Origin of the sequence: Klebsiella sp. 2-CIP_Kleb., assembly GCF_050378715.1 — a bacterium.
GTDB classification, from domain to species: domain Bacteria; phylum Pseudomonadota; class Gammaproteobacteria; order Enterobacterales; family Enterobacteriaceae; genus Klebsiella; species Klebsiella quasipneumoniae.
On sequence record NZ_JBNRLG010000001.1, the window covers coordinates 385,029 to 407,604 of the forward strand.

Genomic DNA, 22,576 nt, shown 5'->3' on the forward strand with positions numbered 1-22,576 from the left:
GTGGTCTCCCGGCGGCAATCATTAGAGCTGGCCCGCGGCGGCCAGCTTCAGGTAGCTGTCGTCAAAGCGCAGTTTGCGGTTGGCGGCATCGCCGAGGGTGACATTTCCCGGAAAGGTCATGCCGATAAAGTCCGCGCTCTGCGCCCCTTCACCCAGCAGGCCTTTATCGAACGAGAACTGCGCCACTCGCTGCATGGTTTTCGCCAGATCCTGCGAGGAGATAAACGCCAGGGTGTCGGCAGGCGTCCAGAACAGATGGGTGGTTTTCAGCTGCGCCTGATAGCCGGCAAGATCGGTACCGGCGTCGGCGGCCATGGCGCTCAACGCCTGGCTATCCCCGGCCTTCATTTTGGCCATCATTTCAAACCAGGCGCCGGTCAGGGCTTTGCCCAGCGCGGGGTTATCTTTCAGGGTCTGGGTATTCACCACCATCATGTCAATAAGCTCGCCGGGCACCTGCGAGGAGCTAAACACTTCGCTGGTTTGCGGGGTCTTTTTGATAACCGACAGCTGTGGATTCCAGGCCACCGCCGCCCGCACGCCGCTGGTGCCGAAGGCCGAGACGATATCGGCATCGGAGGTATTCACCACCTTGACGTCTTTTTCCTGCAGCCCGGCTTTTTCCAGGCCGCGCACCAGCAGATAGTGGGATACCGACAGCTCCGGGAGATACACCGACATTCCTTTCAGGTCGCTGAGCTTTTTATCCGCCCCTTTGAGGACCACCCCGTCGTTACCGTCGGAGTAGCTGCCGGTGATCAGCGCCGTACTGTCGACACCGCCCGCCGCCGGGATCGTCAACGCGTCCATGTTGGTCATCGTGCAGCCGTCAAACTGCCCGGCGGTGTACTGGTTGATGGATTCGATGTAATCGTTGAGCTGAACGATATTGATTTTGATGCCGTATTTGCTGGCCCATTTATCAATGATCTTTTCATTGCTGATGGCGCCCCAGGGCATCCAGCCGGCGTAGATGGTCCAGCAGACGTTGAACTCTTTTTTGACGGCGGCAAAGGACGGGACGCTGGTCAGCAGCGTCAGCGACAGGACGAGTGAGCGGAGGAGCGGCGATGTTTTCATGGTGGACCTCTGGTTAGCACGAGAAACGGAGCAGCGCGACACCCAACGGTGCTGCTGTCTCCCGGGCTTTTATCCCGCCGTGTAACCTCGCCGAGGTCGCCAGCTCTCGGACCAGACGTTCACCGCGGTGAACCGGAACCCTAGCCAGCTATTGTGTGATCTGAATTGTCTGTTGCGCTGCTTTCTGCCGATGTTCTTGCAAGCGCCATGCCAGGAGCCAAATAGCCGTTTCATCGGTGATTTACCGCCAACCGGCGCATCGCCTCCCAAAAATGGGGAGTAAAAGTGGGGCATTGCATGGCTTTGGTGCAGGAAAGATAAGCATGCCTTCCCGCATATCGGCGTGTTTCCCCGCGCACCGCAATCACGCATTTGCACCGCCTCAGTGCCGCTTGCTCACCATGCCGCATCCCTTCAGATCCCACCTCATAACATTAATATCTTGAATATAAATGATTATTTTAGGTGGCACGTTTAATGCTGTGCGCTTGTATACCGCGATGTGGACAAGATCGTATGCCGTATGGCCACAACACGTCGTCACTCTGCGGTCGCCACCTTCCCCTTTCCGTGAGGCATCCAGGGTGAATGCGTTTCACGGAAGTCTGTTAACTGAAAACGGAGAACAACATGACGACACTCAGCGAACCGTTGGTTACCCCGAAATATGACAAATGGCGCCAGCTGGTGCTGGGCTTGATCTGTATGGCCGCCATCTCCAGCCCGCAATATGTCTGGACGTTGCTGACGAAACCCCTGGCCGCCAGGCTGGGCGTCGGTCTGCCCGAGCTGCAGGTCACCTTCTCGCTGCTGATCATCCTCCAGACCTTCTTTTCGCCCTTTCAGGGGCGGTTAGTGGAAAAATTTGGCCCACGGCGGCTGATCGCTATCGGCACGGTGATGGCCGGAATGAGCTGGGTGCTTTCTGCGCAGGTGAAGGGCCTGGCGACGCTGTGGCTGGTTTATGGCTGCATGGGCGGCCTCGGGACCGGGATCGTCTATATCGGCGTTGTCGGCCTGATGGTTAAATGGTTCCCAAGGCAGCGGGGTTTTGCCGCCGGCGCGGTGGCGGCGGGCTACGGGATGGGGGCGATCATAACCACTTTCCCCATCTCCCTGTCGCTGACCACTAACGGCCTTGAACACACGCTGACAACTTTCGGGATCCTTTTCGCCCTCGTCGGCTTCCTCGCCAGTCAGGGGCTGAAGCTGCCGCCGCCTGCTGTCTCCCTGCCCGTCAGCCAGACGGTGGCGCAGAGCAGCAGATCGTTTACCTCCCGGGAAATGCTGCGCCAGCCGCTGTTCTGGCTGATGTTTGCCATGATGGCAATGATGTCGACTTCCGGGCTGATGGTCACCTCGCAGATGGCGGTGTTCGCCGAGGACTTCGGCATTAGCCAGGCGGTGGTGTTTGGCATGGCGGCGCTGCCGCTGGCGTTAACGATAGACCGCTTCACCAACGGCTTAACCCGGCCGCTGTTTGGTTTTATTTCCGACCGCTTCGGCCGCGAGCAAACCATGTTTATCGCCTTTGCGCTGGAGGGAGTGGCGATGACGCTCTGGCTGGCGTGCCGGGAAGATCCGCTGCTGTTTGTCCTGCTCTCCGGGGTGGTGTTCTTTGGCTGGGGGGAGATCTTCTCGCTCTTCCCGTCGACGCTCACTGATACCTTTGGCAGCGAACATGCCGCCAGCAACTATGGCTGGCTGTATATTTCGCAGGGCATCGGGTCAATCTTCGGCGGCCCGCTGGCGGCGCTGCTCTATCAGTACACCCACGGCTGGCATGTGGTTTTCAGCTGCGCCATTGGTCTGGATTTTATCACCGCCGCCCTCGCGCTGTGGGTGCTAAAACCGTGGCGCGCGCGCTTTATCCGCCAACATAGCTGATCGCCCGGCCGGACAGAAGTGACGGCCATGCCGTCACTTCACTGATATTCGCTGCGCAGCAGCGCGTACAGATACTCATCGCCCCACTCGCCTTTAAAAAAGATATTCTGCCGGTAATGCGCCTCGCGACGAAAGCCCAGCCCTTCCAGAAGTTTGATCGCCCCGGTATTGCGAGTGTCTACCACCGCTATTAGCCGGTGATGGGCTAACTGCTCAAAGAGTAAGGCTATCACCGCCCTCATGGCTTCCCGGGCATACCCCTGATGCTGATATGCCGGGGAAAAGGTCATCCCAAGCTCGGCCTGTCTGCCCCGATCGAAAAAATGGATCCCCACATCTCCCGCCAGCGCACCGTTGGCCTGGATCGCTACGGCAAGCTGGAACCAGCTTTCATCCTCAGCAAAGGCCAGCGAACGCTGTTGTTCATAGAAGGCTGTCGCCTCTGCCATCCCGTAATGGCTCCAGCTCTGAAAGCGGGCCACTTCCGGCAGGTTGCGATAATGGCTGAAAGACGGCAGATCTTCCGTTCTGAACCGGCGCAGCAGCAGCCGGGGCGTGGTCAGGGGTAGCAACATCTCTTCTCTTCTTCCTGGTGAGCCGGGCAATAGCGCGTCATCTTAACCTGCGCAGCCTGGCGCTGCCAGGCTCATGGCGGAGCCTCATCCCAGCGATAGATTTGAGTGGTGGCCAGCGCCAGCATGGCGAAATCTTCCGGCGTATCGCCGTAGGCGAAGATCTCCTCGTAATCGGCCAGGGAGTAGTTCGCCAGGATACGCGCCTTTTTGGCCAGGCCGCTGCAGTCTCCCCCCTGATACTTTCCGGTCGCTGCCCCGTTTTGAAATTCCACTTCGCTGCACAGCAGCTCAAGATTATGCTGCTGGCACCACGGTCGAAGATAGACATCCAGCGAGGCTGAAACCACCACCACGGTGTCCCCTCGCGCCTGATGCCAGGCTATGCGCTGCATCGCGTTCTCCCGCAGTGTATGGGGAATAAATACCTGGCTATGATCGTTCCCGCGCTGCAGGATCTCAGGTTGCGATTTCCCGGCAAAAGCATAATGAAATACTTTTTGCCGGATGGCAGAGGCGGAAAGCCAGCCCATTTTCCAGGCGAGAATATACGGCAACAGCCGCAATTTGCCCTGACGAATGGCTTTCGCATTGAGGGACTGATAAATAAAAGGGGTAAACGTATCTTCGTGGGTGATCGTGCCATCGAAGTCAAAAAAGGCAATGTTCTTCTTCATCCTTGTAACCTTATACAGACACACCGGCGCCGCTAAGGTGCGGCTGATTTACTTTTTCCCCGCCTGGCGGCAATATCCGGCATAATGCACCGCTGTCGCAGGACGGCCGTGTCTCCGGCCGTTGTGACAGCGAACCAGTCGACAGGAAAACGCATGAAGCCAAAACAAGCGGACATTCTCCGCCACGCCAGCGCGCTGTTTAATCGCGAAGGATATCAGTCCCCCAGCATTGAGCGGATTGCTGAGCATGCCGGCATCTCCAAAATGACCTTCTACCGCTACTATGCCGATAAAGAGGCGCTCATTCTGGCTATCCTCCGGCAAAAAGAGAGCGAGTTTATGCAGGATCTCACGCAGATCACCGCGGATAAAGCCACCGCGCGGGAGAAGTTGTTCGCCGTGTTCGACTACTATCAGTGCTGGTTGACCTGCGAAACGTTCCACGGCTGCATGTTCACCCGCGCGCTGTTCGAATATGGCGCGTCATCGCCGGCGATCCGGGAGCAGTGCTCCCGGTTCAAGTCGCGCCTGTGGCAGTTTTTCCGCGATATCCTGACTCTGGTATTAAAACCAGAGCCTGCCGAACGGGTCGCGATGATGATGGTGATGCTCATCGATGGCGCCATCGCCGCCCAGCAGGCCGAATCCGCCGAATGCCGGGAGATCCCGCCGGGGACGACCGCCTGGAGCGCGGCCAAAGCGCTTATTTACTCAGAAGGCGGTACGCTGTGAGATGATGCGCTGCCGTCCAGCGACTGCAGCGCCGCCAGCAGGCCATCATAGTAATCGTTGCAGGTTTGCAGGCGCAGCGCGGCGCCAAAGTAGACCTCCTCCATCGCCGCCGGATGTTTTTTGCCAATCGGCACAATCACATTGTTCAGCCAACCGTCCGCATGGCCGATATCGACCGTGATATGTTCGGCATAGTAATGCACGTCGCGATCGGAAAGCCCAATCCGCCGACAGCCCGCCACCAGTTTTTCATACTGCGGCGGGTCGAGCAGTTCGGTCATCGCCATCACCCCCAGTGATTTGTAGTAATGCTGACGATTTACGCCGCCGACCATAAAGGCGTTATACCCGGCCAGCCCCTGCCACTCGTACAGATGGGCGAAATGATTGTCCGGTAAGGCGATATTCCGCCGCTTCAGTAAATCCTTATACAGATTGACGTGGGTGATCTCAGTGCTGCCCTGACCTATCTCATCCCACAGATTCTGCGCAATCTCGGCGCGGGTTTCCGGCAACGAGCCCACCAGCCCCATCGCCACCAGATCGAAGAAAAGCAGATTCAGCGCGCTGTCGCTTTTGAAGAAATAGTCGATCTGCGCGGCGGAGGCCTCGCTGGCAAGGAAATCGAACAGCGGATGATGAGACGCCGGGTGCTGCTGGCATAGAGCGCGCAGTTCGTCGACGATATTGCCGGCATTGAGCACCGGTCTCTGGCGGTGGAAACGTTTGCTTTCCGCCCGCAGCCACTCAGACTCAATGTAATTTCGGATCCCGGAGAGCAGCGGATGAAACTGATTGGCAGCCGCCGGCGAGAGCGGGTCGGCAAGCCAGGACTGATAGAGGATGAACAGCGCATGGTGCGCGCGCTTTTTGGCCTGCGGGTCGTCAGCGGAGAAGGCGCGGATGCAGGTATTCTCAGTCAGATGCCAGGCTCTGTCGGCGACCTGCGGATTGGCCGTCAACTTCAGCGACAGCGCGTTACTGTGCAGAAGCTGGTCAATTAACTCATCCAGCGCCAGCCTGGCCATCACCGCGGTTTGGTCACGACCAATGACCCCATTGTCGGTATTACGCATGAATTTATCCCTGTGAAATGCATGGCGACTATACGGTATAGTACCGCTCACAATGCGGCAACGTAAATTTCATTCATATTGATAACACGCTGTTTTTTTTAGAGAATTTAAACCAAATAAACAAAAACCACTAAAATATTATTGATATTATAAAAATAATAACGTTACCATCCAGTACAGTGACAAACGACACAAGGAATCACTATGCCCTATCTGTTACTGACGCTGGCCGCCCTGTTCTGGGGGGGGAATTACGTTGTCGGTCACGTGCTGGTTCAGGGCGTGGATCCAATCCTGATGACCGAAGCGCGCTGGGCGCTGACGGCGCTGCTGCTGGGCCTGCTCTACCGCCGGCAAATTGCCGACAGTCGTCACCTGCTGCAGGAAAACGCCCCGGCGGTGCTGGTGCTCACCCTGTGCGGTCAGGTCAGTTTCCCGCTCACGCTCTATATCGGTCTGCAAACTACCTCCGCCCTCAACGCCGCCATCTATATGTCCGCCACGCCGAGCATGGTGCTGCTGATTAACCGGCTGATTTTCGCGACCCGGTATCGGCCCGCAACTGGCTGGGGGTGGTCTTCAGCACTCTTGGGGTGATGATCCTCTTATTCCAGGGGGATCCGCTGCATGCCGCCTCGCTGCATACCTTTTCCGTCGGCGATTTGTGGGCGATGGGTTCGGCGCTGAGCTGGGCGCTCTATTGTTCGCTGTTACGTCTGAAGGACCGCCGCATCCCGGCGAATGGCTTTGTCGCCGTCAGCTCGCTGCTCGGCGCCCTGCTCCTGCTGCCGATCGTCGCCTTCTGGCTGATGCGCCACCCGGCGCAGGACTGGACCGCCTGGCGTGAGCCGTTTTTCCTCAGCGGTTTGGCTTATCTGGTGATTTTCCCGTCGTGGCTGGCCTATCTTTTCTGGAATAAAGGTATCGCTACGATTGGCGCCACGCGGGGGGAGATTTACACCCATATCATCCCGCTCTCCGGCGGGGTGTTGAGCATCCTCTTCCTGCATACCCAGCCGCATGCCTGGCACCTGTTCAGCGCGCTGTTCATTATGCTGGGGATTGGCATCTGCTCGCTGGAGAAACGCCAGGCGGCGACGGTTCGCCTTCGCGGTTAGCTTGTCTGCCGGGCGTCTGACAACGCCCGGCGTCAGCACTTAACGGCTGGTGGAGAGCGGCTGGTGAGGCGCCGTCCCGGCGGGTTGCGTCATCCGGCCCTCACGGCCAAAGAAGGTCAGAATGGTAATGACGATCGCCACCGTCCCGGCCACCAGGGCCATCGCCAGGCCGTAGTTATGCCCGTGGTGCTGGGCAATGGAGGCCTGCAGGGTGGCATTCACCGAGGCCAGCAGATTCCCCAACTGATAGACGAAGCCGGGCAGCACTGCCCGGGTGTTGGCCGGAACCAGTTCGTTGAGCCAGGTAGGGATCACCCCCCAGGCGCCCTGCACCATAAACTGCATCAGAAACGCCCCGGCCCCCAGCGCCAGCGAGCCGCTGGCGAAAGCCCACAGCGGGATCACCGGCAGCGCCAGCAGGGCGGCGCTCATAATCGCTTTGCGCCGGCCAATCTTCTCCGACAGCGAGCCGAAGAAAACCCCGCCGATGATCGAGGCGATGTTGTAGCACACCGCGATAATGCTGACCGTTTTAGGCTCGAAGCCGTGCTGGACTTTCAAAAAGACAGGGTAGAGATCCTGCGTCCCGTGGGAGAAGAAGTTAAAGGCCGCCATCAGCACCACCAGGTACAGGCACAGCTTCCAGTGGCTACGCAACACCGGCAGCAGAGCCGTGCTCGCTTTACTCTGCCGTGCCGCCAGCCAGACCGGGGACTCCTCGACGCAGAAATAGATAAACGGCAACAGCAGCACCGGGGCGGCGCCAATGACAAACATCCCGCGCCAGCCGAGCTGAGTAAACAACAGCCCGTAGGCCACGGCCGCCAGCAGATAGCCGAAGGGATACCCCGCCTGGAACAGACCGGACATCAGGCCGCGCGAGCGGTCAGGGATCGTCTCCATCGCCAGCGACGAAGCCACGCCCCAGATCCCGCCCATCGCCACGCCGTACAGCACCCGCAGCAGAAAAAACAGCATCAACGACGGCGCCGCGGCGGAGAGCAGCTCAAAGGCGGAGAAGAAAACGATGTTGAGCATCAGGATCGGTTTGCGGCCAAACTTTTCCGCCGCCCTGCCGAAGATCAGCGCGCCGACAGGCCGCACGGCAAGGGTCAGCAGAATCGCCAGGGTGACCTCTTCAAGGTCGACGTGAAACGAGTGGGCGATATCGCTCAGTAAAAAAACCAACAGGAAAAAGTCGAAAGCATCGAGCGTCCAGCTTAAAAAACTGGCGATCGCCGCGTTGCGCTGTCGTGAAGTCCAGCCGTGCATCTTGTCATCCCTATCCCGACGGCGTTGCCGGGAGCTTGCGCGGCGTCCGGCAGAGCAGGCTGGTGCCACCGCTTGTGTAAATTGTTTGTATAGAAAGTTGCTCTTTTGTTAATTACACCCCTTTTCCAGCCGTCGGCAAGTTTATTAGCACGCTAATTTGTTTCAAATTGCGTGCGACGGCCCACCGGTTCGCTAATTTTCGACCAGAATTAAGGACAGGCTGGCTTCAGTGCACTGCCCCAGATGCCGCATCCACCCACAGGAAGGGAGAGAATCATGAAGAGAATCGCCATCGTCGGCGCCGGGCCGACGGGGATTTACACCTTGTATGAACTGGTGAAGCGTGGTGAGCCGCTATCGATCGCGCTGTTTGAAAAAGAGGCGCAGGCCGGGGTGGGTATGCCCTATAGCGACGATAATACCGCGGCGCAGATGCTGGCCAATATTGCCAGCATTGAGATCCCCCCTATTGACCTGACCTATCTGCAATGGCTGCAGCAGCAGAGCGACGACTGGCTGGCGGCGCGCGGTCTTGAACGGCAGGCTCTGCATGAGCGCCAGTTTCTGCCGCGGGTGATCCTCGGCGAGTACTACCGCGACCGCTTTCTATATCTTGTGCAACGGGCCAGAGACGCCGGCTTCGTGGTGAGCGTCTGCGAGTCCTGTGAGGTCACAGATATTGCGGTGCAGCCCGTCGGGATCGCCATCCACACCGACGGCGCGGCACAGCCGGTAATGGTCGATCTGGTGGTGATTGCCACCGGCCATTTGTGGCCTGAAGAAGAACGTGCCAGCCGGCAGTACTTCCCCAGTCCGTGGACCGGCCTGATGGAGGCCCGCATCGCCCCCTGTCGGGTCGGGATCCTCGGGACCTCCTTAAGCGCGATTGATGCCGCCGTGGCGGTGGTGGCCCGCCACGGCGTTTTCCATACTGAGCACGACAAAACCACCCATTTTTCCCTGCATCCCGGCAGCGACGCGCTGGAGATCACGCTGATGTCACGTAACGGCGTGCTGCCGGAGGCCGATTTTTACTGCCCGATCCCGTGGGAGCCGCTGGAGATCGCCACCCCCGCCGCCCTTGAGGCGGCCGTCGCTGAGGGCAGCGACGGCCTGCTGGATCGGGTGTTCCAGCTGATCGTCCATGAGCTGGAATATGCCGCCCCGGCCTGGTGCGAGGCGACGGGGCTGCGCCAGCTGACGCCTGACAGCATCGCCGACGCCTGGTTTGCTGACCGTCTCACCCATGACCCGTTCCAGTGGGCGCAGCACAATCTGCAGGAGGTGGAGCGCAATAAGCGTGAGCGCCACACGGTGCCCTGGCGCTATGCCATTCTCCGCCTGCACGAGGCGATTGAAACCGTGGTGCCGCAGCTCAACGACGAGGACAGCCGTCGCTTCCGCCAGGGGCTCGCCCGCGTGTTTATTGATAACTACGCTGCGATCCCGCCGGAGTCCATTCGCCGGCTGCTGGCTCTGCACCGGGCGGGCATTCTGCGAACTGTGGCGCTGGGTGAGAATTACGAGCTGCAGCGCGAGTCTGACCGGACGCTGATTGTCCATCATCAGCAGCGCTGTGAATTCGATGTCTTTATCGATGCCCGCGGACAGAAAGCATTGAAAACCCGGGATCTGCCCTTTCCTTCACTGCGCCAGCAGCTGCTGGCCTGCGGCGACGCTATTCCTGACGTTGGCGATGACTACACGCTGCAGGCGCCGGAGGCCGTGCGCGGCCGGGTCGCCTTCGGCGCTCTTCCCTGGCTGATGCACGATCGCCCCTTTGTCCAGGGGCTGACGGCCAGCGCCGAGATTGGCAGCGCAATGGCCCGCGCGGTCTCCCAGCAGGCAACTGGCCGGCGGCGTCGTCTCTGGTTTATCGAATAGCAGGACGTTTAAACGCAATATCCGAATAAAGGGGGGCCAGCAGGCGTGCTATAAACAGTGGCTGTTCGCCCCCGTGCAAGACCACGTCTAACATTTACGAGGTACTCATGAGTCATCTTTTTAGCGCGACGCGTATTGGTCAGTTGACGCTGGATAACCGTATCGTTATCGCCCCCATGTGTCAGTATTCTGCCGACGAGGGGAAGGCAACCTCCTGGCACCGGATCCACCTCGGGCAGCTGGCGTTCTCCGGCGCCGGCCTGTTAATTCTGGAAGCCACGGCAGTAGAGCCGGCGGGATGTATCTCGCCTAGGGATCTGGGGCTGTGGGATGATGAAACCGAAAACGCCCTGCGTGCCGTGGTGGAGGATATCCGGGCCTGGTCACCGATCCCTCTGGGGATCCAGCTGGGGCATGCCGGGCGCAAGGCCTCCTGCGCGGCCCCCTGGCAGGGTGGCCATCAGCTGGCGCTCAACCAGGGCGGCTGGCAGACCGTCGCCCCCTCCGCGGTGGCGTTTCACGACGGCGACCGCGCCCCGGCCGAGCTGAGCCATGCCGATCTGGCACGCATCAAAGCGGCCTTTGTCGCCAGCGCGTTGCGCGCCCAACGCCTGGGCTTTGAGCTGATTGAGCTGCACGCCGCTCACGGCTATCTGCTGCACCAGTTTCTTTCACCGCTCAGCAATCAGCGCCGTGACGAGTATGGCGGTTCGCTGGAAAACCGAATGCGCTATCCGCTGGAAGTGTTTAAGGCAATCCGCGAGGCGGTGGGCAACGCCATGGCGGTGGGCGTCAGGTTGTCGGCGACCGACTGGGTTGAAGGCGGCTGGGACGGCGAGCAGTCCATTCAGTTCAGCCAGCAGCTGGAAGCGCTGGGCAGCGACTATATCCATGTCTCCAGCGGCGGTTTGTCGCCGCAGCAGGCCATCACCGTCGGTCCGGGCTACCAGTTGCCTTTCGCCCGCGACATTCGCGAGCAGGTAGCCATCCCGGTGATTGGCGTAGGGCTGATCACCGACCCGCAGCAGGCGGAAGCGGCGCTGGAGAATGGCGATGCCGACCTGATCGCCCTCGCCCGCGCGGTGCTCTACGATCCGCACTGGCCATGGCACGCTGCCGCCAGCCTCGGCGCCCAGGTTCGCGTTCCTTCGCAATATCTGCGCTCCGAGCCACACGGCCTGAAAGGCACCCTGCTGCCAAACCGTTGAACCCGCGGCGGGCATAAAAAAGGGGTATCGTAAGATACCCCTCAGCAGGATGTTATTGCGGTCCATATGCCGGGCGGCGTCGTCTTGCCCGGCCTACAAAAGGGTGATGCCCGGTCATTGCGCAGCCAACCGGCCCCCTGCGTAGGCCCGCGCAAGCGCAGCGCCGCCGGGCAATCTATCAGGCTCCGCTCCCTATATTTCCGGGCGACGGCCCGGCAAACACCGCGAGTTACTGCTGGGCGGGCGGTGGCGTGGTGTTCTGTTTATCCTTCGCGATACTGTCCTGAATGGCTTTGGTTTTGCTCGCCGCTTCCGCCGAAAGCTGATTGGCGTCACCGATGGCGTTGTCTTTAATCTGACCCGCCTCTTTGACTATGCGGTCACTTTCCTGCTTTGCGTTCTGCTTCACCGCATCGGCCTGGGCTTTCGCCTGCTGGGCGATGGCATCCGCTTTCTTGTCCGCCTCCGCCTTGATGGCGCTGGCCTGATCCTTCAGACGATCGGCCTCGGCGTCGGCCTGGCTTTTCAGCGTATCAATTTGCTTATCCGCATCCTGCTTAATCGCCTGGGCTTTGTCCGCCGCGGCATCCTTTATCTGCTCCGCATTATCTTTGGCCTTATCCAGTTTGTTATCCACTTTCGACGCATCGTCGCAGCCAAACAGGGTCAGGCAAAGGGCGGAAGCAAGCAGTGTTTTATTCCAGAGTTTCATCAGCATTCCCTTACAGGTTGAGTCATTATCCAGCCTTGTGATTTATTGCCTTAATAGCATTCACATTTTATATATAAACGCTCAGCCACCAGAGTCAAGGCGACACCGGTCGATCCAGCGTCGCCACCAGCCCCTGCAGCCACTCGGCAAACACCCGCACCTTATGCGAGAGATGCCGGTGCGGATAGAGCAGCGACAGTGGCCGACGCGGCGCCGGGAAGTCCGGCAGAATTTCTACCAGCTCCCCACTGTCGATATAGGGTTGTAGAAAGAATCGCATTCCCTGCAGCATGCCCAGCCCTGCCAGCCCGGCGGCGGTAAAAACTTCTGAGTTGTCCAGCACCAGTTTACCGGGGATGGCGATCTGCCTGATGCCCTCCGGGGTCTGGAATCGCCAGGGCATAATCTGTCGGCTGCTGCTGTTTACCCAGTTCACCGCCAGGTGCGACTGCAGTTCCTCCAGCGTGGCGGGCGCTCCATAGCGAGCCAGATACGCAGGACTCGCGCAGGTGGTTAACGCCACCTCCCCCAGCGAGCGCGCCACATAGTCGCCATCCTCCAGATCCCCCACCCGCAGCAGACAATCCAGGCCATCGCGCAGCATATCCCGGCGCACATCGGAGCTACTGAGGACAATTTCCACTTCCGGATGGGCCTGATAAAAATCCGCCAGATGCGGGATCACCAGCAGCCGCGCAAAAGCGATTGGCATATCGACGCGTAGCTGGCCGCGGATCGGCCGGTCCGGCGCGAACGACTCCAGCAGATCGTCGGCCTGGGAGAGCAGCGGTTTACTGCGCCGATAAAACTCTTCTCCTTCCGGCGTGAGATACAGGCGGCGGGTAGTGCGCTGCAGCAACCTGACACCGCTCTCCCGCTCCAGCTGCTGCAGCGCTTTGGTCACCGCCGGCCGGTGGATCTGCAAATTTTCCGCCGCCTGGGCAAAGCTACCGGCGTCGACGATTTCAATAAAGATTTTAATATTTTCAAACAGATTCATCTGCATAACGGCTCGCTCCCCGTCTCTTCGCCTGCCTCAATTATTACCAATTTAATAACAGTGATGAAAGTTTTTGCTCATTTTTTAAAACAATAAAGGCGCCTACACTGCCCTCATTGCCGCATCGCTGGGGCGAAGAAATTGATAACTCATTAACGTACAAGGAAAAATATCATGCAAACTAACCGTGTGGCCCGCATTTTGGGTATTGAAAAACCGGTAGTCCAGGGCCCGCTCTCCTGGCTGACCGATGCTCGTCTGGTGGCGGCCGTCGGCAACGCCGGTGGTCTCGGGGTGCTGGGCCCGAACGCCGGCCTGACGGCGGCAACCGCCGTCTCCACGCCGGAGGCGACGGCAGAGAAAATGCGCGAAGAGATCCGCAAAACCAAACAGCTGACTGAGAAACCCTTTGGCGTCAACCTGATCCCGACGGCGGAAAACGACATCTGGACGCCGGCGATCCTGCCGGTGATCAAAGAGGAAGGTGTTAAGGTGGTGGTCTACACCGGCTACGGAGACGGTTCGTTAAAACCGGCGCTGTTCGATGAGCTGAAAACCGCCGGGATCACCATTATCTACCGCGATATTAACCCGACGCCGGAGAACAGCCGTCGCGCGGAGCAGGCCGGAGCGGACATCATCGTCGCCACCGGCTTTGACGAAGGCGGCACGCTGCCGGCTACCGCAATGGGGACCTTCACTATCGTCCCGCTGATCGTTGACGCTGTTCAGCGGGTTCCGGTGATGGGCGCGGGGGGCATCACCGACGCCCGGGGAGCGCGCGCTGCTCACGCCCTCGGCGCGGAAGGCGTCTTCGCCGGTTCGGTATTCATCAGCACCGTCGAAAGTCGCGTTCCCGACTCGGTGAAAGCGAAAATTCTCGCCGCCAACGGCCTGGATCTGCGGCTGTTTCGTACGCTGCCGGACTACTACCGCGCCCTGCCTGGCAAACTGAGCGACAAGCTGGTGGCCATGGACCGGGCCGGAGCCTCAAAGGCCGAGCTGGCCCAGGCGATGGGCGGTCTGCGCGGAATGCGGCTGGGCATGCTGGAGGGGAATACCGATGAGGGGTATATCTCGCTGGGGGCGGGGATCGGCAACATCCATGCCATCGCCTCCGTCGCCGAGGTAGTCAACCAGCTGGCGGTGTGAAACCGCCAGCCGGGGCTCGGCAACCGGCGCGATCAGGCGTCAGCTACCTTCTCTACCGCCCGGGAGAACGCGTCGATAGCCAGCCCGACGTCGGCGGCGGTGACCGACTCCGCCGGGTGATGGCTGACGCCCCCCAGGCAGCGCACAAACAGCATGGCCGATGGCCAGCGCTCGGCGATGGCGATGGCGTCATGCCCTGCGCCGCTCGGCAGCGTCAGTGAACGCCCCTGCACCGCCGTCACCGCCTCGCTCAGAACCGCCTGCAGTTGACTGTCGCAGGCGGTGGCGGCGATACGGTAATACTCCTCGGCGGTGAAGCTCAGCTGGCGGCGCCCGGCAATGGCCTGCGCCTGCGCCAGCAGCTCTTCCAGCAGCGCCGCCAGCGGTGCATCCTGCGGGCCGCGAATATCCAGCGTCAGCTGCACCTCGCCCGGAATCACATTCACCGCGCCCGGCGCACAGCGCAGGGTGCCGACCGTCGCCACCAGGTTGCCGCCGCGCTGCCGGGTCAGGCTTTCCACCTGCACCATCCATTCCGCCGCCGCGGCGAGCGCGTCCTTACGATGGAGCATCGGCACCGTGCCGGCATGGCCGGCTTCGCCGGTAAAGCGGCAGGTCAGGCGGCGGGCGCCGTTAATCGCCTCCACCACGCCGAGCGCCAGACCCGCCTGCTCCAGGCACGGCCCCTGCTCGATATGCAGTTCGAGATAGGCGGCGATATCCTGCGGGTTGCGGGCGGCATGGGCGATCCGCGCCGGATCGAGTCCGGCATTCACCAGCGCCTGGGCGACGCTCACCCCGTCGGCATCGCACTGCGACAGCCAGCTTTCGGGCCAGGTGCCGGTGACGCCGCGGCTACCCAACAGGGTGATGCCGAAGCGGGTACCCTCTTCATCGCCAAAGCCGACGATCTCGATAGCCTTCGCCAGCCGTCGCCCCTGCTGGTGCAGACGCTGAACCACCTCAATCGCCGCCAGTACGCCGAGCATGCCGTCGTAGCGCCCGGCGTTGCGCACGGTGTCGAGATGAGAGCCCAGCAGCACCGCCGGCGCGCCCTCCTGCACGCCTTCATAGCGACCGCAGATATTACCGACGCTGTCCTGCCACACCATCATGCCGGCGGCCTGCATCCACTGGCCCACCAGCTGGTTGGCCTGCAGATGCTCCGGCGACAGATAGACCCGGGTCAGGGCGTCGGCGGTTTCGCTGAGGGCGGCCAGCTGGTCGGCGCGCGCCATCACCCGGCTGGCGGCCGCCTCTCTCTCCGCCTGCTGGCGGACGGTATCACTCATAGGGTGGCCTCGGTGCGGTAGTGATCCCAGGCCGCCTGCATCGCCGCGCCCTGGGTGGTGGTGAACTTGAGGTAGTTCAGGACCGCCTCCAGCGCGCTGAGGGTCTGCATCACACAGTCTTTACGCGCGTTATAGCCCATGGTGCCAATGCGCCAGACTTTACCGTGCAGCGGGCCGAACGAGGTGCCAATCTCAATGCCGAAATCTTCCAGCATCAGCTTACGCACCTGATCGCCGTTGATCCCGTTGGGGATCACCACCCCCAGCACGTTATTCATTTTGTGCCGCAGGTCGCCAAAGGTCTCGAGCCCCATCGCCTGGATCCCTTTCAGCAGCGCATCGCCGTGCAGCTTGTGGCGGGCGATGCCGTTGTCGAGTCCCTCCTGAAGGATCAGGCGCGCGCACTCCCGGGCGGCGAACAGCGCTGAGGTCGCTTCGGTATGGTGGTTCAGGCGCTCCGGCCCCCAGTAATCCATCACCATGCCGAGATCGAAATAGTTGGAGTAGATCATCTCGTCGACGCCATCGTGGTGGGCATCGGTGCGGATCCCCTGCTCAATGCAGCGGCGGCGGCGGATGACCTCTTCCATCCGTGGGCTGAGGGTGATGGGCGAGGTGCCGGAGGGGCCGCCCAGGCACTTCTGCATCCCGGCGGACACCGCGTCCAGCTGCCAGGCGTCGGTTTCCAGCGGGTTGCCGCCGAGCGACGCGGTGGCGTCGGTATAGAACAGCACGTCGTGGCGACGACAAATCTCTCCCAGCTCCGCCAGCGGCTGCAGCATGGTGGTCGAAGTATCGCCCTGCACGGTGAGCAGCAGGCGCGGGCGCACGCGCTTGATCGCGTCTTCAACCTGGTCCGGGGTAAAGACTTCCCCCCACGGCACCTCGATGGTGTGTACTTCTGCCCGGCAGCGGCGCGCAATCTCGCACAGCAGATGACCAAACCGGCCGAACACCGGCACCAGCACCTTGTCACCCGGCCGGATCGCCGACACCAGAATCGCTTCGATACCGGCGCGGGAGGTGCCGTCCACCAGCATCGTCCAGCGGTTTTCGGTGCGAAATACGCCGCGGTACAGCGCCATCACTTCATTCATGTAGTGGGTCATCGCCGGATCGTACTGACCCACCAGCTGGCTCGCCATGGCGCGCAGCACGCGCGGGTCGGCGTTGATCGGCCCCGGGCCCATCAGCAGGCGCTGCGGCGGGTTAATTTGCGAAAACTGAGTGATATCCATCTGCCATTCCTTACGTTAGTTAAGACCGCGCACCGAGGAGATAAACTGTTTCAGTTCGGTTGTCTGCGGACTGGCGAACAGCGTTTTGCTGTCGCCCTGCTCCCAGACGCGCCCCTGATGCATAAACACCACGCGGTCGCCCACTTCGCGGGCAAAATTCATTTCATGGGTGACGAGGATCAGCGTCATGCCTTCCGCCGCCAGCTGCTCCAGCACCTTCAGCACTTCGCCCACCAGTTCCGGGTCAAGCGCCGAAGTGATTTCGTCACAGAGTAAAACTTTTGGCGACATGGCCAGCGCCCGGGCGATGGCCACGCGCTGCTGCTGGCCGCCGGAGAGGTTGGCCGGATAGTAATCCAGACGATCGCCAAGACCGACCTTCTCCAGCATCCGCTGCGCCAGCTCGCGACATTCGGCCTGAGACTTCTTCAGCACCCGCCGCGGGGCCAGCATGACGTTCTCCAGCGCCGTCATGTGCGGAAAGAGATTGAAGTTCTGAAACACCATGCCGATGGAGCGGCTGATCTCCCGGGCCTGGGAATCGCGGTCGGTTATGGTCATGCCCCCGAGCTTGATGCTCCCCTCCTGGTACCCCTCCAGACCATTGATGCAGCGCAGCAGGGTGCTTTTGCCCGAGCCGCTGCGGCCGATGATCGAGATTACTTCCCCCATGTCGATATCCAGATCGACGCCCTTCAGCACATGGTTGTCGCCGTAGTACTTCTGCATCTGATTAATGGTGATGAGAGGCATTGAATTTGTTCTCCAGATAACGGCTGTAGCGGGACAGCGGATAGCACAGAATGAAATAGCCCAGCGCCACCAGGGCAAACACTTTAAACGGCTGGTAAGTGACGTTGGTCAGCATGGTTCCTGCCTTGGTCAGCTCCACAAAGCCAATAATCGATGCCAGCGCCGTGCCTTTGATCACCTGCACGGCGAACCCCACCGTCGGCGCGATGGCGATGCGCAGCGCCTGCGGCGCCACCACCCGGTACAGGGTCTGGCCGAAGCTCAGCCCGAGACAGCGCGAGGCTTCCCACTGGCCTTTCGGCAGCGCGCGAATGCTGCCGAACCAGATATCCAGCAGAAAGGCGCTGGTATAAAGCGTCAGAGCCACCGACGCCGCGGTCCATGCCGAGACGTCGATGCCGAACAGCGCTACGCCGAAAAATGCCAGAAACAGCTGCATCAGCAGCGGCGTCCCCTGAAACAGTTCGACGTAGCCGCGGATCAGCCGTTTCACCTGCCGTCCGCCGGTCAGGCGCAGCAGCAGCAGCGGTAAGGTCACCAGCGCCCCGCCGGTGAACGCGACCAGCGACAGCAGCACCGTCCAGCGACCGGCCAGCAGCAGGTTGCGGATAATGTCCCAGTCGGTAAAGGTGGTCATCATGCCTGCACCCCCAGCCATTTACGCCCCGCCGCCATCAGCAGCTGGCGCATCGCTATCGATAACGCTAAGTAGATCCCGGTGGTCACCAGATAGACCTCAAAGCTCAAAAACGTCCGCGACTGGATCAGGTTGGCGGCGAAGGTCAGCTCCTCATAGGAGACCTGCGACACCACCGACGAGCCGAGCATCACGATGATGCACTGGCTAACCAGCGCCGGATAAATCCGCTGCAGCGCCGGGGGCAGTACCACGCGAACGAAAGTTTGCGTCCGGCTGAGCCCGAGCACGCGTCCGGCCTCCCACTGGCCTTTCGGCGTCACCTGGATGCCGGCGCGCACGATCTCGGTGCTGTAAGCCCCAAGATTAACCACCATCGCCAGCAGCGCCGCTTCGCCGGCGGTCATCTTCAGACCCAGGTTCGGTAAACCAAAAACGATAAAAAAGAGCTGCACCACGAACGGCGTGTTACGGATGATTTCCACATATCCGCCCCAGATCCGGCTGAGGACGCCCGGGCGGCCGCTGCGGATCGCCGCCCCGAGGATCCCAATCGCCAGTCCGCCGATCGTCGCCAGCACCGTCAGCTGCACCGTCACCCACAGACCGGCCAGCAGCTCCGGCCAGTGCGGCCAGAGCTCAGAAAAATGAAGTTGCTCCGTCATCCACAGACCTTACGCGCCGAGGCTGGCAGGCAGCGGCGCTTTCAGCCACTTCTCAGACAAACCGTTGAGGGTGCCGTCCTTAATGCCCTGCTCGATCAGGGTATCCACTTTCTCCTTCAGCGCCGGTTCGTTCTTTTTCAGCCCGATAAAGCACGGCGAGTCCTTCAGCATAAAGCTCGGCACCGGCGCTTTGTCAGCGTTCTGCCGGGAGATGGCCGCCACCACCAGGTTACCGGTGGCGACATACTGCACCTGGCCCGACAGATAGGCCGACAGCGTGGTGTTATTGTCCTCGTAGCGCTTAATCTGCGCCGCCTGCGGCGCCACGCTGGTCAGCACCATATCTTCCACCGCCCCACGGGTCACGCCGATGCTTTTACCGCTCAGCGCGGCCGCGTCCTTCAGCTCCGCCCCTTTCGGGCCAAACACCCCGAGGAAGAACGGGGCGTAGGCGCGGCTGAAGTCGATCACTTTCTCGCGCTCGGCGTTCTTGCCGAGGCTGGAGATCACCAGGTCCACCTTATCGGTCTGCAGATACGGCACGCGGTTGGCGCTGGTCACCGGGACCAGCTGCAGCTTGAGCTTCATCGACTTCGCCAGATAGCGCGCCATATCGATGTCATACCCCTGCGGCTGCAGGTCAGTCCCCACCGAGCCGAACGGCGGAAAATCCTGGGGCACGGCAATGCGGATGACGCCGCGTTTTTCAATATCCTGGAGCTGGTCAGCCTGCGCAGCAGAAACAGACGAAAGGAGACAAGCGGCCCCGGCCAGTGCGATCAACAGTTTCTTCATGATGTTTACCCGTTACGTTAGCATGAAACAAAAGATTCTTTGAATCTGTTTTTGCAACTAATGTGCCAGATACGGTCGATGCGCGGGTTGGCGAGGAATTTAAGCTAAAAGTGAGAAAGGACAGGCAGTAAGGAGCCGAAGAACAAAAAACAACGGCGCCAGAACGCGGAACAATATGCACCATATTGATGCACAGCACCACGCTGGCGCCCCATCACCGTTGTTCCAGCTCGTCCAGCTGCTGGTAAAGCGTAGCGATATCGTGGATGCGCGGACGACCGCTATCGAGCGTTTCGTGCAGAAAGGCATTGGCCAGCAGATTGATCAGGCTGTTGACCGAGGCATAGCTGTCGTAAGCCGAGACGCTGTCCAGCGGCGCGCAGAGCTGCCAGCGGGAGAGCGGGAACAGACTGTGGGCCTGCGGCTCGCACATTAACAGGACCGGCACACCATCTCGCTGCAGCTGCTGCAGGAGCGGGCGGACGATCCGCGGCCGCCGGCGAAATGCCATCATCACCACCAGATCATCGGCGGTCAGATCGACCAGCTCTTCGCTGAGGCTCTGCCCAGGCTGGGGCAGCACCAGCACCTGACCGCGGGCCTGCAGCAGCTGCTGGCGCAGGTGCAGCGCCGCCGGATAGGCATTGCGCATACCAATCACCACAATGCGGCGCGCGGCCACCATCGCCGTCAGCGCCTCGGCGAACTGGCGCGCGTCAAGGGCGTTGACCCATTGGGTGAGGTTCGCCATCTCCTGCTTATAATGACGCGCCAGCAGCGTGTTACCCTGCACCGCGTCGCGCTGGTCAGTCAACGGCATCCCGCTCTGGCGCAGGGTGCGCAGTTCATCGCGCATGTCCTTATATTTGTCATAGCCCAGGCGCTTGAACAGCCGGCTGACGGTGGCTTTCGATACGCCGCTCAGCTGCGCCAGCTCGGCGCTGTTGTAGCTTATCAGGTCATCAAAGTGGTCAAAGATGAAATCCGCCACCCGCTGTTCCTGCGGCGACAGCGAGGCGTATTGCCCTTTCAGTCGTTCATCGAGTTGTTGCATAGCGCCCCTGTAACTTTCGTTTCATCATCCATCCCTCATCATACTGTATCTGCTATGCCTTACACATAGCGTGCCAGCGGGAAAATTCCGGTCATTGTTTTTATCAATGAAACGAAACGTTCAGAGCTGGAACAGCTTTTGCAGTGTTCTGCGGGTGATTCGTTCAGAAAGGATAATTTATGCACAGTAGCAACGTTTCGACCCACGGCATGGCGGTCGCTCCCCACCACCTCGCCAGCCAGAGCGCGCTGGCCATCTTGCGCGAGGGCGGCAGCGCCATTGAAGCGATGGTGGCTGCCGCGGCGGCCATCGCCGTCGTCTATCCTCATATGAATGGCCTGGGTGGGGATGGTTTCTGGCTGATCGTGCCGCCTGAGGGAGACCCCATCGCCATTGACGCCAGCGGGGCCGCCGGGTCGCTGGCGACCCTCGCGGCCTATGCCGGTCAGCGGCATATCCCCCACCGGGGGCCGCAGGCCGCGCTGACCGTCGCCGGCACCGTTAGCGGCTGGGACGAGGCGCTGCGTATTTCTCGGGACTTAACCGGCCGCGCGCTGCCGGTGGCGCGCCTGCTGGCCGATGCGATCGGTTATGCCGAAGACGGCATTCCGGTCACCGCCTCGCAGGCCCACGCCACCGCCAGCAAACTGGAAGAGCTGCGCCATCAGCCGGGCTTCAGCGAAACCTGGCTGATGGCGGGCGAGCCCCCCCGGACCGGCAGCCGCTTCCGCCAGCCCGCCCTCGCCGGAACGCTGCGCATGCTGGCCAGCGACGGTCTCGACAGCTTTTATCGCGGGCCGCTGGCCGAGCGTCTGGCGCAGGGTATGGCCGCGCTGGGGATGCCTGTCACCCTCGGCGACCTGCAGGCCCACCGCGCCCGGCGTCCGGCGCCGCTGACGCTCCAGCACCAGCAGGGAACGCTGTGGAATCTTGCCCCACCCACGCAGGGGCTGGTATCGCTGGCGATCCTTGGCATTACCGACCGTCTGAAGATGGCGGATGCCGACGACGCGCAAACGGTGCACCGCATCGTCGAAGCCACCAAGCGGGCGTTTGCCCTGCGCGATGCGCATATCACCGATCCGCGCCATCTGGATGTGGATGTGCAGCAGTTGCTCACCCCGGAAGCCCTGCAGCCGCTGGCCGACAGCATCGACGACGCCAGCGCTTCCCCCTGGGGCGGCGGCAAAGGCCCGGGCGATACCGTCTGGATGGGCGTCGTGGATAACAGCGGGCTGGCGGTGTCATTCATTCAGAGCATCTATCACGAGTTTGGCAGCGGCGTGGTGATCCCGGACACCGGGATCGTCTGGCAAAACCGCGGGGCGGCCTTCAGCCTCGATCCGCAGCATCTCCTGGCGCTGGCCCCTGGCAAACAGCCGTTCCATACCCTCAACCCCGCCGCGGCGCGCCTGAACGATGGCCGGGTGATGGTCTATGGCTCGATGGGCGGCGACGGTCAGCCGCAGACCCAGGCCGCGCTGTTTACCCGCTATATCCTGCAGGGGGCGCCGCTGCAGGAGAGCATCTCCCGTCCGCGCTGGCTGCTGGGCCGCACCTGGGGCCAGTCCTCGGATTCACTGAAGCTGGAGGGACGCTTTGCCCCCGCCTGCATCGCGCGTCTGCGCGATCTGGGGCACGAGGTGGAAGTGCTGGCCGATTTCAGCGAAGCGATGGGCCACGCCGGGGCCATTGTCCGCCATCCCAACGGCCTGCTTGAAGGGGCTACCGATCCACGCAGCAACGGCGCCGCCGCCGGATACTAAGGAGCA

20 protein-coding genes, 1 pseudogene and 1 riboswitch are annotated in these 22,576 nt (G+C 61.2%); of the genes and pseudogenes, 7 read left to right on the forward strand and 14 right to left on the reverse strand.

Annotated elements, in window-relative coordinates; all coding sequences use genetic code 11:
* Nucleotides 1-21: 21 nt before the first annotated feature.
* Entirely contained in the window at nucleotides 22-1,080 is a 1,059-nt protein-coding gene (locus tag ACQUTP_RS01905; RefSeq protein WP_049093189.1) for a putative urea ABC transporter substrate-binding protein, read from the reverse strand.
* A 56-nt stretch (nucleotides 1,081-1,136) separates the two neighbouring features.
* Nucleotides 1,137-1,235: riboswitch (guanidine-I (ykkC/yxkD leader) on the reverse strand.
* Nucleotides 1,236-1,710: 475 nt separating this feature from the next.
* On the opposite strand from ACQUTP_RS01905, the gene oxlT reads away from it, so the two are divergent.
* On the forward strand, nucleotides 1,711-2,967 hold the full coding sequence (gene oxlT / locus ACQUTP_RS01910) for an oxalate/formate MFS antiporter (protein ID WP_049115388.1): 1,257 nt from the start codon (nucleotides 1,711-1,713) through the stop codon (nucleotides 2,965-2,967).
* A 38-nt stretch (nucleotides 2,968-3,005) separates the two neighbouring features.
* Here the strand turns inward: oxlT and ACQUTP_RS01915 are convergent, their stop codons facing one another.
* Complete coding sequence (locus tag ACQUTP_RS01915; RefSeq protein ID WP_057215306.1) at nucleotides 3,006-3,542, reverse strand: GNAT family N-acetyltransferase; 537 nt, start codon at nucleotides 3,540-3,542, stop codon at nucleotides 3,006-3,008.
* Between the two features lie 71 nt (nucleotides 3,543-3,613).
* A complete protein-coding gene (locus tag ACQUTP_RS01920; RefSeq protein WP_049093194.1) occupies nucleotides 3,614-4,216 on the reverse strand; it encodes an HAD-IB family hydrolase in 603 nt (200 codons plus the stop codon).
* A gap of 153 nt (nucleotides 4,217-4,369) precedes the next feature.
* Between ACQUTP_RS01920 and ACQUTP_RS01925 the strand changes: the two genes are divergently transcribed.
* On the forward strand, nucleotides 4,370-4,948 hold the full coding sequence (locus tag ACQUTP_RS01925) for a TetR/AcrR family transcriptional regulator (protein ID WP_004205853.1): 579 nt from the start codon (nucleotides 4,370-4,372) through the stop codon (nucleotides 4,946-4,948).
* On the opposite strand, the gene ACQUTP_RS01930 is transcribed toward ACQUTP_RS01925, so the two are convergent.
* Nucleotides 4,924-6,024 carry an iron-containing redox enzyme family protein gene (locus ACQUTP_RS01930; RefSeq protein WP_049115384.1) on the reverse strand — a complete coding sequence of 367 codons (1,101 nt, stop codon included), beginning with the start codon at nucleotides 6,022-6,024 and terminating at the stop codon, nucleotides 4,924-4,926. The genes ACQUTP_RS01925 and ACQUTP_RS01930 overlap by 25 nt on opposite strands.
* 204 nt (nucleotides 6,025-6,228) lie before the next feature.
* On the opposite strand from ACQUTP_RS01930, the pseudogene ACQUTP_RS01935 reads away from it, so the two are divergent.
* A pseudogene (locus tag ACQUTP_RS01935) lies at nucleotides 6,229-7,142 on the forward strand (DMT family transporter).
* 39 nt (nucleotides 7,143-7,181) lie between these two features.
* Here ACQUTP_RS01935 and ACQUTP_RS01940 read toward each other — a convergent pair.
* Nucleotides 7,182-8,414 carry an MFS transporter gene (locus ACQUTP_RS01940; RefSeq protein ID WP_004205848.1) on the reverse strand — a complete coding sequence of 411 codons (1,233 nt, stop codon included), beginning with the start codon at nucleotides 8,412-8,414 and terminating at the stop codon, nucleotides 7,182-7,184.
* A 276-nt stretch (nucleotides 8,415-8,690) separates the two neighbouring features.
* Between ACQUTP_RS01940 and ACQUTP_RS01945 the strand changes: the two genes are divergently transcribed.
* The gene (locus ACQUTP_RS01945; protein ID WP_135712052.1) at nucleotides 8,691-10,298 is read left to right on the forward strand and encodes an FAD-NAD(P)-binding protein; all 1,608 of its coding nucleotides are present in this window, start codon (nucleotides 8,691-8,693) and stop codon (nucleotides 10,296-10,298) included.
* Between the two features lie 107 nt (nucleotides 10,299-10,405).
* A complete protein-coding gene (locus ACQUTP_RS01950; protein WP_428902336.1) occupies nucleotides 10,406-11,506 on the forward strand; it encodes an NADH:flavin oxidoreductase/NADH oxidase in 1,101 nt (366 codons plus the stop codon).
* Between the two features lie 229 nt (nucleotides 11,507-11,735).
* Here ACQUTP_RS01950 and ACQUTP_RS01955 read toward each other — a convergent pair whose 3' ends face one another.
* Together ACQUTP_RS01955 and ACQUTP_RS01960 are read right to left on the reverse strand one after the other, a co-directional pair.
* Entirely contained in the window at nucleotides 11,736-12,224 is a 489-nt protein-coding gene (locus ACQUTP_RS01955; protein WP_428902337.1) for an E3 ubiquitin--protein ligase, read from the reverse strand.
* 88 nt (nucleotides 12,225-12,312) lie between these two features.
* The gene (locus ACQUTP_RS01960; protein ID WP_072206860.1) at nucleotides 12,313-13,218 is read right to left on the reverse strand and encodes a LysR family transcriptional regulator; all 906 of its coding nucleotides are present in this window, start codon (nucleotides 13,216-13,218) and stop codon (nucleotides 12,313-12,315) included.
* A 174-nt stretch (nucleotides 13,219-13,392) separates the two neighbouring features.
* Here ACQUTP_RS01960 and ACQUTP_RS01965 point away from each other — a divergent pair, with 174 nt between their 5' ends.
* A complete protein-coding gene (locus ACQUTP_RS01965) occupies nucleotides 13,393-14,370 on the forward strand; it encodes an NAD(P)H-dependent flavin oxidoreductase (protein WP_065877637.1) in 978 nt (325 codons plus the stop codon).
* 32 nt (nucleotides 14,371-14,402) lie between these two features.
* Here the strand turns inward: ACQUTP_RS01965 and hpxK are convergent, their stop codons facing one another.
* From hpxK to hpxU, 7 genes are all read right to left on the reverse strand, one after another.
* The gene (gene hpxK, locus ACQUTP_RS01970) at nucleotides 14,403-15,662 is read right to left on the reverse strand and encodes an allantoate amidohydrolase (protein WP_004205837.1); all 1,260 of its coding nucleotides are present in this window, start codon (nucleotides 15,660-15,662) and stop codon (nucleotides 14,403-14,405) included.
* Nucleotides 15,659-16,900, reverse strand: coding sequence for a pyridoxal-phosphate-dependent aminotransferase family protein (locus ACQUTP_RS01975; RefSeq protein ID WP_004205834.1), 1,242 nt, complete (start codon nucleotides 16,898-16,900; stop codon nucleotides 15,659-15,661). The genes hpxK and ACQUTP_RS01975 overlap by 4 nt, the downstream gene beginning before the upstream one ends.
* A gap of 15 nt (nucleotides 16,901-16,915) precedes the next feature.
* Complete coding sequence (locus tag ACQUTP_RS01980; protein ID WP_002905293.1) at nucleotides 16,916-17,653, reverse strand: amino acid ABC transporter ATP-binding protein; 738 nt, start codon at nucleotides 17,651-17,653, stop codon at nucleotides 16,916-16,918.
* A complete protein-coding gene (locus tag ACQUTP_RS01985) occupies nucleotides 17,634-18,290 on the reverse strand; it encodes an amino acid ABC transporter permease (protein ID WP_002905295.1) in 657 nt (218 codons plus the stop codon). Before ACQUTP_RS01985 ends, ACQUTP_RS01980 begins: the two co-directional genes overlap by 20 nt.
* Nucleotides 18,290-18,955: an amino acid ABC transporter permease gene (locus ACQUTP_RS01990; protein WP_002905296.1), complete on the reverse strand. Its 666-nt coding sequence runs from the start codon at nucleotides 18,953-18,955 to the stop codon at nucleotides 18,290-18,292. Before ACQUTP_RS01990 ends, ACQUTP_RS01985 begins: the two co-directional genes overlap by 1 nt.
* 9 nt (nucleotides 18,956-18,964) lie before the next feature.
* On the reverse strand, nucleotides 18,965-19,750 hold the full coding sequence (locus ACQUTP_RS01995; RefSeq protein ID WP_012968181.1) for a transporter substrate-binding domain-containing protein: 786 nt from the start codon (nucleotides 19,748-19,750) through the stop codon (nucleotides 18,965-18,967).
* A gap of 214 nt (nucleotides 19,751-19,964) precedes the next feature.
* Entirely contained in the window at nucleotides 19,965-20,804 is an 840-nt protein-coding gene (gene hpxU / locus ACQUTP_RS02000; protein ID WP_004176115.1) for a MurR/RpiR family transcriptional regulator HpxU, read from the reverse strand.
* A 179-nt stretch (nucleotides 20,805-20,983) separates the two neighbouring features.
* On the opposite strand from hpxU, the gene hpxW reads away from it, so the two are divergent.
* Nucleotides 20,984-22,570: an oxamate amidohydrolase gene (gene hpxW / locus ACQUTP_RS02005; RefSeq protein ID WP_135712055.1), complete on the forward strand. Its 1,587-nt coding sequence runs from the start codon at nucleotides 20,984-20,986 to the stop codon at nucleotides 22,568-22,570.
* Nucleotides 22,571-22,576: the final 6 nt, after the last annotated feature.

What these genes read in the sequence shown, in the direction of transcription:
- ACQUTP_RS01905 (WP_049093189.1), bottom strand. Translation starts at nt 1,080, where the DNA reads ATGAAAACATCGCCGCTCCTCCGCTCACTCGTCCTGTCGCTGACGCTG.
- oxlT (WP_049115388.1), top strand. Translation starts at nt 1,711, where the DNA reads ATGACGACACTCAGCGAACCGTTGGTTACCCCGAAATATGACAAATGG.
- ACQUTP_RS01915 (WP_057215306.1), bottom strand. Translation starts at nt 3,542, where the DNA reads ATGTTGCTACCCCTGACCACGCCCCGGCTGCTGCTGCGCCGGTTCAGA.
- ACQUTP_RS01920 (WP_049093194.1), bottom strand. Translation starts at nt 4,216, where the DNA reads ATGAAGAAGAACATTGCCTTTTTTGACTTCGATGGCACGATCACCCAC.
- ACQUTP_RS01925 (WP_004205853.1), top strand. Translation starts at nt 4,370, where the DNA reads ATGAAGCCAAAACAAGCGGACATTCTCCGCCACGCCAGCGCGCTGTTT.
- ACQUTP_RS01930 (WP_049115384.1), bottom strand. Translation starts at nt 6,024, where the DNA reads ATGCGTAATACCGACAATGGGGTCATTGGTCGTGACCAAACCGCGGTG.
- ACQUTP_RS01940 (WP_004205848.1), bottom strand. Translation starts at nt 8,414, where the DNA reads ATGCACGGCTGGACTTCACGACAGCGCAACGCGGCGATCGCCAGTTTT.
- ACQUTP_RS01945 (WP_135712052.1), top strand. Translation starts at nt 8,691, where the DNA reads ATGAAGAGAATCGCCATCGTCGGCGCCGGGCCGACGGGGATTTACACC.
- ACQUTP_RS01950 (WP_428902336.1), top strand. Translation starts at nt 10,406, where the DNA reads ATGAGTCATCTTTTTAGCGCGACGCGTATTGGTCAGTTGACGCTGGAT.
- ACQUTP_RS01955 (WP_428902337.1), bottom strand. Translation starts at nt 12,224, where the DNA reads ATGCTGATGAAACTCTGGAATAAAACACTGCTTGCTTCCGCCCTTTGC.
- ACQUTP_RS01960 (WP_072206860.1), bottom strand. Translation starts at nt 13,218, where the DNA reads ATGAATCTGTTTGAAAATATTAAAATCTTTATTGAAATCGTCGACGCC.
- ACQUTP_RS01965 (WP_065877637.1), top strand. Translation starts at nt 13,393, where the DNA reads ATGCAAACTAACCGTGTGGCCCGCATTTTGGGTATTGAAAAACCGGTA.
- hpxK (WP_004205837.1), bottom strand. Translation starts at nt 15,662, where the DNA reads ATGAGTGATACCGTCCGCCAGCAGGCGGAGAGAGAGGCGGCCGCCAGC.
- ACQUTP_RS01975 (WP_004205834.1), bottom strand. Translation starts at nt 16,900, where the DNA reads ATGGATATCACTCAGTTTTCGCAAATTAACCCGCCGCAGCGCCTGCTG.
- ACQUTP_RS01980 (WP_002905293.1), bottom strand. Translation starts at nt 17,653, where the DNA reads ATGCCTCTCATCACCATTAATCAGATGCAGAAGTACTACGGCGACAAC.
- ACQUTP_RS01985 (WP_002905295.1), bottom strand. Translation starts at nt 18,290, where the DNA reads ATGACCACCTTTACCGACTGGGACATTATCCGCAACCTGCTGCTGGCC.
- ACQUTP_RS01990 (WP_002905296.1), bottom strand. Translation starts at nt 18,955, where the DNA reads ATGACGGAGCAACTTCATTTTTCTGAGCTCTGGCCGCACTGGCCGGAG.
- ACQUTP_RS01995 (WP_012968181.1), bottom strand. Translation starts at nt 19,750, where the DNA reads ATGAAGAAACTGTTGATCGCACTGGCCGGGGCCGCTTGTCTCCTTTCG.
- hpxU (WP_004176115.1), bottom strand. Translation starts at nt 20,804, where the DNA reads ATGCAACAACTCGATGAACGACTGAAAGGGCAATACGCCTCGCTGTCG.
- hpxW (WP_135712055.1), top strand. Translation starts at nt 20,984, where the DNA reads ATGCACAGTAGCAACGTTTCGACCCACGGCATGGCGGTCGCTCCCCAC.